Annotated in this window: 11 protein-coding genes; 9 read left to right on the forward strand and 2 right to left on the reverse strand. The window is 45.1% G+C overall.

The window, feature by feature from the left end; genetic code table 11:
• The 3 genes from Q0274_RS04755 to Q0274_RS04765 form a co-directional block, all read left to right on the forward strand.
• The coding region (locus Q0274_RS04755; RefSeq protein WP_298028070.1) for a hypothetical protein at positions 1-353 on the forward strand (353 nt) is incomplete at its 5' end.
• 13 nt (positions 354-366) lie between these two features.
• Positions 367-1,122: a septal ring lytic transglycosylase RlpA family protein gene (locus Q0274_RS04760; RefSeq protein ID WP_177389235.1), complete on the forward strand. Its 756-nt coding sequence runs from the start codon at positions 367-369 to the stop codon at positions 1,120-1,122.
• A 237-nt stretch (positions 1,123-1,359) separates the two neighbouring features.
• Positions 1,360-1,596, forward strand: coding sequence for a hypothetical protein (locus Q0274_RS04765; protein ID WP_298028072.1), 237 nt, complete (start codon positions 1,360-1,362; stop codon positions 1,594-1,596).
• 74 nt (positions 1,597-1,670) lie between these two features.
• Here the strand turns inward: Q0274_RS04765 and Q0274_RS04770 are convergent, their stop codons facing one another.
• Entirely contained in the window at positions 1,671-2,153 is a 483-nt protein-coding gene (locus tag Q0274_RS04770) for a hypothetical protein (RefSeq protein ID WP_298028073.1), read from the reverse strand.
• 184 nt (positions 2,154-2,337) lie between these two features.
• On the reverse strand, positions 2,338-3,171 hold the full coding sequence (locus Q0274_RS04775) for a YihY family inner membrane protein (protein ID WP_297905388.1): 834 nt from the start codon (positions 3,169-3,171) through the stop codon (positions 2,338-2,340).
• Positions 3,172-3,398: 227 nt separating this feature from the next.
• Between Q0274_RS04775 and Q0274_RS04780 the strand changes: the two genes are divergently transcribed.
• From Q0274_RS04780 to Q0274_RS04805, 6 genes are all read left to right on the forward strand, one after another.
• Positions 3,399-5,714, forward strand: coding sequence for a TonB-dependent siderophore receptor (locus tag Q0274_RS04780; RefSeq protein ID WP_298028108.1), 2,316 nt, complete (start codon positions 3,399-3,401; stop codon positions 5,712-5,714).
• A 288-nt stretch (positions 5,715-6,002) separates the two neighbouring features.
• The gene (locus Q0274_RS04785) at positions 6,003-7,421 is read left to right on the forward strand and encodes a TrkA C-terminal domain-containing protein (protein ID WP_298028075.1); all 1,419 of its coding nucleotides are present in this window, start codon (positions 6,003-6,005) and stop codon (positions 7,419-7,421) included.
• A 43-nt stretch (positions 7,422-7,464) separates the two neighbouring features.
• Positions 7,465-8,496 (forward strand): 3-dehydroquinate synthase, encoded by a 1,032-nt coding sequence (gene aroB, locus Q0274_RS04790; RefSeq protein ID WP_298028077.1) that lies wholly within the window; start codon positions 7,465-7,467, stop codon positions 8,494-8,496.
• Complete coding sequence (locus Q0274_RS04795) at positions 8,493-10,202, forward strand: mechanosensitive ion channel family protein (protein WP_298028079.1); 1,710 nt, start codon at positions 8,493-8,495, stop codon at positions 10,200-10,202. The genes aroB and Q0274_RS04795 overlap by 4 nt, the downstream gene beginning before the upstream one ends.
• On the forward strand, positions 10,199-11,431 hold the full coding sequence (mtaB, locus tag Q0274_RS04800; protein ID WP_298028080.1) for a tRNA (N(6)-L-threonylcarbamoyladenosine(37)-C(2))-methylthiotransferase MtaB: 1,233 nt from the start codon (positions 10,199-10,201) through the stop codon (positions 11,429-11,431). The genes Q0274_RS04795 and mtaB overlap by 4 nt, the downstream gene beginning before the upstream one ends.
• Complete coding sequence (locus Q0274_RS04805; RefSeq protein ID WP_298028082.1) at positions 11,400-13,181, forward strand: AAA family ATPase; 1,782 nt, start codon at positions 11,400-11,402, stop codon at positions 13,179-13,181. Before mtaB ends, Q0274_RS04805 begins: the two co-directional genes overlap by 32 nt.
• The last annotated feature ends 20 nt before the right edge of the window (positions 13,182-13,201 follow it).

Consider the following 13,201-nt stretch of genomic DNA (forward strand, 5'->3'; position numbering starts at 1 on the left):
ATATGCGTAAAATTTTGCTTTTTGAAAGCGAGCCGTGGGGGCTAAAGCGTATCGCAGTAGCTCCGGGCACAAAGCTAAGCGCGGTTGCAAAACAGATCGGAATTTCACCGTCGCAAATGCAGGATTACAACGCGCATATTAAAAACGGAATTTCGCCGCTTAACGGCAAGTACTTCTTTTATATCCCACAAAGTAAATATGCAGAATTTGTCGTCAATCAAGGCGCGTTTCAAGCGTATGAGCCACGTCTGAAACAGCGCAAGCCAGGACGCGTGTTAGCAGGTTTGGCGAACGAGCTTAGCCTCAAAGACAAAAACGAAATAGCGCTAAATAATATAAAATTCAATAAATAAGATCGGATCGAAGGTGTCGTACCAGAAAATTGCTCTTTTTAGTGCGCTTTTTGCGCTGATTCTTGCCGGTTGCTCGTTTCGCACCGCACCGTCGTCTAGATCGTCTGCGGGCGGTGCGGGCAAGATAGGCAAAAACTCTCCCGCCACCATGCGCCCTTATAAGATCAACGGCAAAACCTACTATCCAGAGCAAGTAAGCGTCGGCGATACCCAGATCGGAATCGCCAGCTGGTATGGGCCGAATTTTCATGGTAAATATACCTCAAACGGCGAAATTTACGATATGAACGGCATGACCGCCGCGCACAAAACCTATCCAATGAATACTATGGTAAAGGTCACGAATCGCGACACCGGCGCTACCGCAACCGTGCGCATCAACGATCGCGGTCCATTCGTGGATGGTCGCATCATTGATCTTAGCAAAACAGCTGCCAATCTAGTGGGCGTATTTGCCAAAGGCACGGCGCCGGTAAAACTTGAAGTAGTGGGTTTTTATGGGCATACTATCGCCAAAGGCTCGCCGAAAGCAACCATCGTCGGCGGAAATTTTATGGTGCAAATCGGTGCGTTTAGAAACAGAAGCGGCGCACAAATTTATCAGCGCGATTATCACGGCACGGCGGGATATCCTGCAATCATCAAAGAATTTAGCATAGACGGCGCGCCGATTTATCGCGTCTTTTTAAGCGGATTTAAAAGCGAGGATGAGGCGAGAGATTTCGCGCATAATGGTAAATTTACTGGAGCTTTCATCGTAAGGGAGTAGCAGTTTTATTTGACGGCTTTTACTTTCGTTTTTTTGCTTGATAAGGGCTTTGTTAAATTTATTTGTGAGCTATTTGCAGTAAAATTTCTCGTCATCTAATAGTTATCTGCTTTAGCTGCGGCGAAGTGCGGGCTACTTGCAAGCTATTCGTAGCAAAAATTGCGCCTGTCTGCTTGAGCTTTGCTTTTTAATAGGACGCCGTGGCTGATAAAATTTCTATATTGTTATGGATAAAGTATGCAAAAATATCCGGAAGTTTATAGTTTAGAAAAGAGTTTGGCTATACTTGAAAAATATAAAGACGAGCTGAGCGTAGAACAATACGAGCAAAACAGATCTATCATCTGCAACCACGCGATAGAGGGTATGTTTGCAAACGAGCAAGATATAATCGATCTTATCAAGGTCGATAAGGGAGAAAAAACGCCCGATGAGATAATAAACGAATATAAAAAAGAATGGGGCGTTTTATAGCGCAGTAGAAAATATTAAATTTGGATGGCGAAATATCAGAGGTATTTTGACGCAGCTCATCGGTCCTTTGAATTTTAATCGTGCAGAAAAGTTACTACCTCATGATCTTTTGGCAGAAATTTTCCACCATCGATGCCATCATCTCCGTATTCCAATAATGCTTCATTTAAAATTTCATAAATTTCATCCATTGAAATATCTCCAATATCAGAATTTACGCTTTGGAATTTATATTTGATTTTAAATGGATTTTCCGTGAAATATTTACTCGTAGTCTCATCATAAATTCGCCTTATATCAAGCTCGATATTTTTACCTTTATAGTGAAACAACCAAATATCCTCGCCCGTATAGCCATCCCGTGGATCCGGCAGTTGAGGGCTACCGATAAAGATAAGATAGGTCTGTTTTTGTTTATCTACTACCCAATTTAACCATCTAATATCTTGATTGCTCAATAAAGGTTTTCTATATTTTGTTCTAATTTTATTAACAGCGTATATAATATCATATTTCTCCAAGTCCTCTTTAGAAATATACTCCGCAATAAACGCCATTCTCTCCTCCTTAAGGAATTCTATAATTTAAAGTAGATCGCTCGTATACAGACCGAACAAAGACGAAATTTCAAATTTAATCCTTTTACTGACGAGAACTTATCGTTAAACTGCCAATTTATATGCGATTATCATCAATTCTTACTATAATTTTTCGTAAAATTCGTTATGAAATTCAAAAATTTCAAGCGCTTTGTCGCTCGCCACCTCTTTTAAATTTAGCGTCCAAAAATACGCAGAATTTCACGCCGTATAGGTAGAAAATCCAGCTTATGTAGATCCACAGAAAGAAAAATAGCGCGACCGAAAATGAGCCGTAGATACTAAGATAGGTTTTGTTATAAAAGACGTATTGCGCGAAAACCAGTCTTGAAAGCCACCATAAAATCGATGCTACGAGCGATGAGGCAAGCACTGCTTTTGCGCGGATCTCGCGGTTGATCGCCGTAGCGTAAGTGATCGCAAAGATCCCCCAAACGATTAAGTAGGGTAGAATTTTAAGCAAATTTATCCAGCTCGTAAGCTCGGTTTTATTTAGTAGCTCCTGAAGCTCGCCGCTGATATAAAACGATGCTCCAAGCCCCACAGGAGCGAGCGTCATCAGCGTCCAGTAGGTGCTTAGGCTCTTAAAAAAGCTTCGCTCGGGTGAATGCGAAATTCGCGCGATAATCGCTTCAAAGTCCCCGAAAAACAGCACCGACGTAACTAACACTGCGCAAAAGCCCGTTACGCCAAGGCTTAGTCCGTTAGCCATAAATTCCTCGATATAGTGCGCCATACTCGCTTGATTTGCGGGCAGGAAGTTTGAAAAAATAAAGCCCATAATCTTATCGTAGTAGCCTTTAAAGCTTGGCAGCTGCATAAAGACGCTAAGCGAGACCATCAGCACCGGCAGTAGCGCCAAAATCGTGTGAAAGCTAAGGCTTGATGCATGGTGCATGAGCTCGGTATCGTAGAGGCGGAAGAAATTTTTGAGTCGATTTTGCACTTGCATAAGCGCTGGTATTAGTTTTTTCATACGGGCGATTTTACATTAAAATTTTAGAATTTCATATAAATTTGCGCAATTTCTCTTTTGTATCGCGGTATATCGTCTATGAAATTTTAAACTGCAAAAATGCGACTACAAATATATAAATTTATATCTCGAATTTAGTCTAAATTTAGGAAAATTTTTCTAATATGCTAAAAAATAATATTAAATATATCCATAACGAAGGGAAAATAATGGAACGAAGGAAAACGATGAAATTTAAAATTTCATTAGCGGCATGTATGTGCTTACTATGCGGTAGTTTGGCTGCAGCACAAAGTGGCGGTAATTCTGCGCCTGAAAAATCGCAGAATATGGGCGTAATCGAGGTAAATTCCGTCGGCGATAATATCAGCGAGAGCGGTATCGACGAGGGCTTTTTGAGCAAAAACGTGCAGCAAGGCATGCTTGCCGGCAAGCGCGCTTTGGATCTTCCCTATCAGATCAACACGATCAGTAAGGAGATCATAAACCACCAAGGCGTCACCGGCTACGAGGAGGCGGTCAAATACTTCCCGTCCGCGCAGATTCAGATGCGCGGCGGTGCTACGGTCGGACGCCCGCAGACGCGCGGCTTTGAGGGTAGCGTCGTAGGCAACAGCTTCTGGGACGGCTTTTATACGATTTCGACGACGGCGATTCCGATGGCGATGTTTGAGAGCTTTCAGGTGCAAAACGGCGTCGCGGGCTCGCTCTACGGCGCGCAAAATCCGGTGGGCATTTTCAGCTACACGCGCAAGCGCCCGGTAAAAGATCAATACATAATTTGGAGCGATTATATGTCGCGAAGCAACCTAGGTCTCGGGCTTGATCTATCCGATAAATTTGAAAAATTCGGCTACCGCGCGGTATTTTACGGATCAAACGGCGACAGACAACCGAAGGGCTCAAATTTGCAGCGCCGCCTAGCCAGCGTCACGATGGAATTTTACCCGACGGGCGATCTAACGTTTGAAACCGCGGCAAGCTATTATGAGCACAATACCAAGGGCTTTGCGGGGCAGTTTGCCCTCGGCGTAATAAACGGTAAGATCACAGACGGAATTACGCTTCCAAAAGCGGTAGATTCCTCAGAGCGCGGTCTTGGTCAGAGCTTTGGAGGCATGCATCTAAAAACCACTACCGCAAGCGCAAAATTTAAATACTCACCGACGGATCAGCTCTATTTCGAGGGCGGCTTTCAGTTTCAGCGTGCCGATCGTGATACTCACGGCGTCGTAAACTATCTGCTTCCAGAAGGGTTTGATTGCGCAAATTATGCCGCTTTACGACCTAAAGATAGACCAAGCATATGTAATAGTAATCCAAATGCGAAATGGACGAAGCCGGGCGATTATTATACTCAACACAGCGGCGGTGCTATAGCAGCGTATAGATTTGATCTGCCAAGCGGCTATCTCAAGGCTAATACGCAGTTTAACACGGGCGATATCGAGCACGATTTCAGCGTGCAGACCAACGGATATCACTGGACGCAGGATAGATATAAGATCGCAAGCACCAACTACACCTCACCTACCATAGGCAATATCTACGATCCTAAAATTCTAAACTACACCGGTGCTAGGCGCGGAAGCGGGCTGTATCACTATGCGGTTTTGGATATGTATAACGTCTCGGTGCTAGATGATATCACGATAAACGATAAATTTGACGTGATGCTAAGCGCATCTAAGGCGTGGATGAGGCAGGAATCCTACAATAATCGCCAGCAAAGACTTGTTAAAGCCTACAGCGATTCCGGCTATAGCTGGGCGGGTAGCTTGATCTTCCATCCGGTAGAGGACGCCAGTATTTACTACACCTACGCAGATAGCTTGCAACAGGGCTCTACCCATGTTTATGATGGCGGTCCACATAACGGCGAGGTCGCCTCTACATCTCCGTATCGCTCTAAGCAACACGAGATCGGCGCTAAGATCCGAGTAGCCGATATGATCGATTTTAGCGTAGCGTATTTTGATATCCGCAGACCGATCGCTTATCTAAATAGCTCTACGGGGATCTACGGCATAAATGGCGAGCAGCGCAACCGCGGATTTGAGTTTATGAGCGGCGGACGAATTACCGAAAATTTAAGCGTGCTAGGCGGCTTTACCTACATCGATCCAAAGATGCATAACGTAAGCATCGCAGGCGCTAACCGCAAGATCGCAAACGGCATCCCTAAGATAAACGCAAATTTAATGCTTGATTACGTGATCCCAGGCACCAATAAGCTTGCGGTTAGCACAAATTTTCACTACACCGGCAAGATGTATCTGGATGATCTAAACACTCAGCACACCCCTAGCTTTTTCGTTACCGATATCGGCATTAGATATACGAGCGAGCACCTTTTGGGCGATAAGACTACGCTGCGCTTCAACGTAAATAACGTATTTAACAAAAAATACTGGGCGGGAATGTATCCTGCGAGCGCCGACGGTGCGGGCGGAATAGATCCAAAAAGCGTGCTAGGCTCGGCAAACGGCGTGACGCTGGGCGAGAGTAGAAGCTTCATGCTCTCTGCGGAGGTAAAATTTTAAAATCTAGCGGGTTTAAAATTTCTAATTGAGCGGCGCGAATGGTTATGGCGCCGCTTTTAAATTTATGAAATTTTATCGCTCTAAGCAGCAAGACTAAATTTAACGAGGCTTGTTTTAATTCATTTTAAAATTTAAGCCTCGGATTTGGAATTTTAAACCTTGATTTTAAAATTTAAATCTTTAAATTTTTAAGTCGCCGCGCCTAAGCTCGCCCGCAAATTTTATCGCGCGGTTTAAAATTTAGCCGTTTTTGGTTATAATCTTTGCAAAACCACGAAACGGAGAGCAATGAAACAAGTTTTAATCATCGCAAGTGGAAAGTTTGCGCGCCATTTTTTATCCAAAGTTTGTAAAATCAAAGATGTCATCAGATCATATCGCGTCATAGCTAAAAATACGGATGCCGTGCCCTCAGAGCTTGAAAACGAGTCAAATTTTTCGGTCGAAATTTTTGATCCTACTAGCATTGAGCGGTTGCGCGTGGTGTTAGCAGAAGAGGAATTCGACCGCTGCATAGTGATAATGGAGGATGAATTTGACACTAAAGTAACACTTGAAAATTTAAAGACGCTCGCTCCGGATTTAGAGCTTTACGTGGCCGATTTTTGGGGACTTTTGCGCGATAATAAAAATGAAGCTCACGTAAAAATTGTAAATACCCTTGCGCTAAATTCCTCGCGCTTCATCGGTTTTTTGCCCGATAGCCCCGTTTTTGCTGATAACATCGGGCTTGGACGCGGAGAGATAATGGAGGTAAAAGTGCCCGTAGGAAGCTCGTTCGCGTATAAAAAAATCAGCACGCTTTCTAATGCGAAATATCAAATTCCGATGATTTACCGTCACAACAATTACATCGTAACGACGCCCAGCTCGCGGATATATCCGAATGATACGATCTTGGTTGTGGGCGAGCCTAGTGCGCTGCGAGCGGTGTTTGCTGAAGTAAAAAAGCAAAGCGGGCAATTTCCATCGCCATTTGGGCTAAATATTTTCGCGCTAATTGATATGAAAAAAATGAGTGACGACGAGATAGCTAGGACGGTTAGGGCGCTTGAGTTTTTGGATTTGCATATTAGAAATCATAAAATTTATCTGCGAATTTTAAATCCTTTGCTAAACGACGCTTTTAGCGAGCTTAAAGCTCTGTGCGAGCGGGATAAATTTGAAATTCTCATCGATTACTCGGGCGAATTAAATTTAAAGCGCGACGTGAGCGAAAATAAAGCAGGCTTGGTAGTTTGCTCAAGCGGAGTTTTTGAGGCGAAAAAAGCAGCACTTAAAGCGCTTGAAATCCCTGTGCTAAGCCTTGGAGAGGGCGAACTAAAAGATGTGCGTAAAAGCGTCGTGCTAAGTGCCGGCGAGCGGCTTCGCGAGGAATCAAGTATCGTCTTTGACATCAGCTCGCAGCTAGGGCTAGACGTGTATTTGTATCTTTTCGGCGAGAGCGAAAGGGGCGAGTTTGCGCAAAGCTACGTGAGCTTATCGAAGCTTTTTAAGCAGAGTTTATTTGTGATTCCTTGCGAGCGGCAAAATCCGATTTTAGCGCTAGGCAGCGAGCGAGATCTGTTGCAGTTCGTGCCATTTAATGATAGAATTTTGGCGCGCAAGCTCACATCGATTTTCAATCAGGATTTGGATCAGATGTATTTTAAACTCGGCAAAAATCATCAAATTTTCGTTCCGAGCGATTACGGGTATGAAAAGTAATCGAAATTTATGTTACAATTACCCAAAAATCAAAGGCTAGCGTATGAAAATCGATCTTAATTTAGGCAAAAAATACAGCGTTTTTATCGACGAATTGCATAGTTTAAAACTTAGCGGCAAGGTCGCTATCGTGACAAATCCCAAAGTAGGGGGGCTGTGGCTTGATTTCTTACTGCAGCGGCTAGATTGCGAGCAAAAATTTATCATCACGATCCCAGACGGCGAGGAGTATAAAAATACCGCAAGCGTGGAGCAAATCTTAGAGCAGCTTTTTAGCTCCAAGCTTGATCGCAAAAGCACGCTCATCGCTCTTGGTGGCGGCGTTATTAGCGATATAACGGGCTTTTGCGCGAGTATTTATGAACGCGGCATCGATTTTATCAATATTCCGACGACCCTGCTAGCGCAAGTGGATGCGAGCGTCGGCGGTAAAACGGGCGTGAATAATCGCTTCGGCAAAAATTTAATCGGCTCATTTTATCAGCCGCGCGCGGTTTATTGCGAGAGCAAATTTTTATCGACGCTTCCTGCGCGAGAGTTCGCGGCGGGTGTTGCAGAGGCGGTAAAGATGGCTGTATGCTTTGATGTCGAACTATTTAAATTTTTCGAGACTCACGATCTAAAAAGCGCTGATGAAATTTCGCACGTAATCGCTCGCTGCGTGGAGATTAAAGCAAGCGTCGTAGAGCGAGACGAGCGCGAAAGCGGCATCAGAGCGGCGCTTAATTACGGGCACACCTTTGCTCACGCTATCGAAAAAATTACTGATTATAAAAAATTTTTGCACGGCGAGGCTGTGGCGATCGGTATGGTGATGGCAAACGCGCTAGCGCGTCGCCTCGGTAAACTAAGCGGCGAACAGGAGGAGCAGATCCGTAAAGTGCTTCAAAAATTCGCGCTTCCGATAAAATTCCACGTAGAGGATGCGGTGGAATTTTACGAGCTGTTTTTTCTCGATAAAAAGAGCGAAAACGGCAAGATAAAATTTATCCTGCCCGATGGCATCGGTAAATTCTACACTTCCAAAGAGATCGCAAAAGATGAAGTAATTACAGCGCTGAAAGAGTTTGAATGAGAGCGCTTGCAGCTATTTTTTTGATTTTTAATCTTGCATTTTGCGAGGCAAATTCTACGCTCTCCGCCGCGCATACGCGCTTAGAATCCAACGTTAGCTCTGCCGCTAGTGAGAAGAAAGATGAAAATTCCAAGCTATCCGCGTCGCTAAAAGATCAGATCCGTGTTATTGACGATGAGATCAAAAATAATATCTGGGTCTCTCGCTTTTCAAATTTCATCGGCTATCAAAATTTGCAAAAGCAATCCAGCCAGCTCGAAGCGGAGCTAAAAAAGAGCGCCGGCACCGATAAGATCGCAGAGATTCAAAAAAGACTTCGCGCCGTAAAAGAGCAGCTCATACTGCTAAAAGAGTATGAAAAATCTCCGTTTTTAGATATCATCGCGATGCCTGAAACTCCCGAGCCTGCGCGCATTACAAATCCTTTTTCGATAATTTCTGGTTTTTCTACGATTAGAAATTTGCAAGCTCAAAAGATGGAGCAGAAAAACGCCATCGAAAATATTAAAGCTTTAATCGATAAACTTGAAGCAAAAAGGGCGCTATACGAGCGCTTGATGCAGATTGATACGGATGCAAGCGCTGCGGCGGAGCTTAAAAGCCTAGATTACGAGCTCGGAGAGTTTAGCTCCGCATATGAGATCGCGCAGACTACGTACGACGTTTACGAAAAAAAGATCAACTCCCAAATCGCCGTGCAGACCGCCGATATAAAAGCTCAAATCAAGCGCGCGGGAAACATCGCCGTGTGGATTTTAATCGTCATGGCGCTATCGTTTTTATGTAAGATAATAGCGAAAAAATATATCAAAAACGACGAGAATTTTTATATCGTAAATAAAGCTATCAACGTTTTAAATTTCACGCTGATCGCGCTGATACTGCTCTTTTCTTACATCGAGAATATGACGCATTTCGTGACGGTTTTAGGCTTTGCCTCGGCAGGTCTTGCGATTGCGATGAAAGATATGTTTATGAGCTCCTTAGGCTGGCTTACGATCGTGCTCGGCGGTAGCTTTCGCGTGGGCGATCGCATCAGGGTGCATAAAAACGGCGAGACCTACGTGGGCGATATCATCGATATTTCAGTGCTTAGGATGACGATTTTTGAGGACGTTACTATGACTACGTGGAGAGAAAATAAACGCGCAGGCAGGGTAATTTTTATACCGAATAATTATATTTTTACCGATCTTATCTCAAACTATACTCATAGCGGACTTAAGACCGTCTGGGACGGCATCAGCATACTTTTAACTTTTGATAGCAACCATAAAAAGGCGATGTATCTCATAAAAAACATCGTGCGGAAGTATTCTAAAGGCTATACCGACATCGCCAAAAAACAGATGGGTAAGCTTCGCTCGCAATACAGTATCAAAAATCCAAATGTCGAGCCTAGAATTTTCAGCTTTTTTGAGCCATACGGCATTGAAATTTCGGTTTGGTATATGACGAACTCTTACGCGACGCTCGGGCTTCGCAGCAACATCTCGGCTGAAATTTTAGACGCGCTAAGAAGCGAGCCCGACATCAAGATCGCCTATCCTGCTTACACGCTTTTTAACGGCAAAAATTATGCGGCTGCGGGCGGAAATTTTGCGGCGCAAGATCTCGGCTCGGAGCAGCAAGGCTCGCAAAATTTAAACGCAGTGGCGCAGGGCGCGGGCTTTGCCACAGGAAGCGGATCCGGGAGCGAAATTTGAAAATTTATTTTAAAACATTTGGATGCCGCACAAATATCTACGACACGCAGCTTATCAAAAGCAACCTCAAATCGGGCGAGATCACGCACGACGAGCAGGGCGCGGATGTCGTCGTGATAAACTCCTGCACCGTTACGAACGGCGCCGACGCAGACGTGCGAAACTACGTAAATAAGATGAACCGCCTCGGCAAAAAGATATTGCTAACAGGCTGCGGCGCGGTCTCGCGCGGCGAGGAGCTGTATAAAAACGGCGCGGTCTTCGGCGTGTTTGGGATGTCGCAAAAGGAAAAAATCGACGAGTTTTTGGGCTCGGAGTCAAAATTTTACGATATCGGCGATCTAAGTAGCGTCGAAAAAAACCTGGTAAGCGACTACGAGGATCACACCAAGGCCTTTATTAAAATTCAAGAGGGGTGCGATTTTAACTGCAGCTACTGCATAATCCCCTCCGTGCGCGGCCGCTCGCGCAGTATTGCAGAAAGCGCGATCTTAAAAGAGGCGGCGAGCCTTGCCGCAAACGGCTTTAGCGAGATCGTGCTAACCGGCACCAATATCGGAAGCTACGGCAAAGCCGCAGGCACGAGCCTGGGCACGCTGCTTCAAAAGCTGGGCGCGATACGCGGAATTCGCCGTATCCGCTTAGGTAGCATCGAGCCCTCGCAGATCGATGAGAGCTTTCGCGAAATTTTATCCGAGCCGTGGCTGGAGCGGCATCTGCACATCGCGCTTCAGCACACTTCGCAAAAGATGCTTAGCATAATGCGCCGCCGAAATTCTGCGCTAAAGGATTTGGAGCTTTTTTGCGAGCTTGCGGAGCGCGGATTTGCGCTGGGGACGGATTTTATCGTCGCGCATCCGGGCGAGAGCGAAGAAATTTGGCTCGAAGCGGTAGAAAATTTCAAAAAATTTCCGCTCACGCATCTGCACGCCTTTATCTTTTCGCCGCGACAAGGGACCGCCTCGGCGTCTCTAAAAGGTTGCATAGACGGCAAAACGGCGAAGGCGCGGCTAAAGATGCTACAAAATATAACGGCGCTGAATAATTATAAATTTCGCCTTTCGCACAAGGTACCGCTAAATGTGCTGATCGAGCGGAAAAGCGGAGAGTTTTATGAAGGATATGATCAATTTTATGATAAAATTTGGATCAAAAGCGATGAGGATTTGTCGAAAAAATGGATGGAGATAAGGGATTATGAGGTTAAATTTGATGGAAATTTTGCATAAAATCAAAAAAAGCAAGCTAAATATAATTCTGATTTTTTTGGTGCTGCTTATCGTTTTGCTCTCGATCGTTTATTTTAAAGACGATTCGCGATACATCACCGAGCGCGAATTTAGCGAGCTAGTCCGCGCAGATCAGATCAAACGCGCGCATATCGAGGACGGCAATTTAAATTTTACCTATGACGGCAAACACTATAAAATTTTAGTCGATCTCGTAGATCTTAAGGAGCTATCAAATCACGCTCTAATCAGCAAAGAAAAGGATGATGGCACGAGCGGTATTAGCGCGATTTTGGTGATTTTTACATTCGCATTTTTTCTCTTCGTATATTATTTTGAAACCGTTTTGGCTAGACGCCGCAGGATGGACGGCGCCGCGCGTCAGAGCGCTAGCGCAGGCGGCGAGCTCGGTGATCTTTCGCCAAGCGTTAGCGACGTGAGATTTAGCGACGTCGCGGGTATCAGCGAGGTTAAAGACGAGCTAATCGAGATCGTGGATTTTTTAAAAAATCCCGCAAAATACCGCAATTTCGGCATAAAGCTGCCAAAAGGAATTTTAATGATCGGCGAGCCCGGCGTCGGCAAGACCCTTATCGCAAAAGCCGTAGCGGGCGAGGCAAACGTACCGTTTTTTTACCAAAGCGGCGCAAGCTTCGCCGAGGTCTTTGTGGGCGTCGGCGCTAGGCGGGTTCGCGAGCTGTTTGCGAAGGCCAAATCCTGCGCGCCCGCGATTATTTTTATCGACGAGATCGACGCGGTCGGCGGCAAGCGCGGTATCGGGCGCAACGACGAGCGGGAAGCGACGCTAAATCAGCTGCTGACAGAGATGGACGGATTTGAGGAAAACAGCGGCGTGATGGTAATCGGTGCGACCAATAAAATAAATTTGATCGACGATGCGCTGCTGCGCTCGGGGCGCTTTGATAGGCGTGTTTTCATCGGGCTTCCGAACTACAAAGACCGCATCGAAATTTTAAAAATTTACCTCGAGGGCAAAAGATGCAGCGCGAATATCAACAAAGTAAGCCGTCTCTGCGTGGGCTTTAGCGGCGCTGGAGTAGCGACGCTGGTAAATGAAGCCGCGATCAACGCTCTTAAACGCGGCAGCGATACGATCGAGCTTAGCGATTTTGAAAACGTGCGGATGAGGGTCTTTTACGGCGTGCAAAAAAGTAGAATTCTAACCGAATACGAAAAGGAGATCCAGGCGTTCTATCAGGGCGCAAAGGCGCTTAGCGCGTATTGGTATTCGTTTAATTTCGAAAAGATTGAGCTTTTAAACGATAAATTTTTAAACGAGGATTTCGAGATCGAATCCAAAACGCAAATTTTAAATCAAATCAAAGTGCTTTTAAGCGGCATGGCGGCGCTACAGATCCATAAAAACGACGCTTTTTCAAATTCCGCTAGCGACGTAAAGCAGGCTATCGCACTGGCGCAAAAAATGGTTTTCGAGCTCGCGATGGGCGATAGTTTCACCCCTAGCGCGCAGAGCGTGAATAAAATTTTGCAAGATTGCTACGACGAGGTAAGCGAGATAATCCGCACGATGCAAGATAAGCTAAATCAAATTTCAAAGCAAATTTTCGTTTATGAGTTCATAACTTTCGAGGATGTTCAAAAGATTTGCGAATCCGATGGTGCGGAGCAAGAAGGCGTCTCCGAGCAAGAGCAAGATTTGCAAAAGCTGGAAAAAGATAGTGAAAGCTCTGAAGAAAAGCCGCAAGACGGTACGCTAAATTTCGATTAAATTTTAAAATTCCAATAAAG

The organism is uncultured Campylobacter sp., assembly GCF_937973075.1.
Taxonomy (GTDB): domain Bacteria; phylum Campylobacterota; class Campylobacteria; order Campylobacterales; family Campylobacteraceae; genus Campylobacter_B.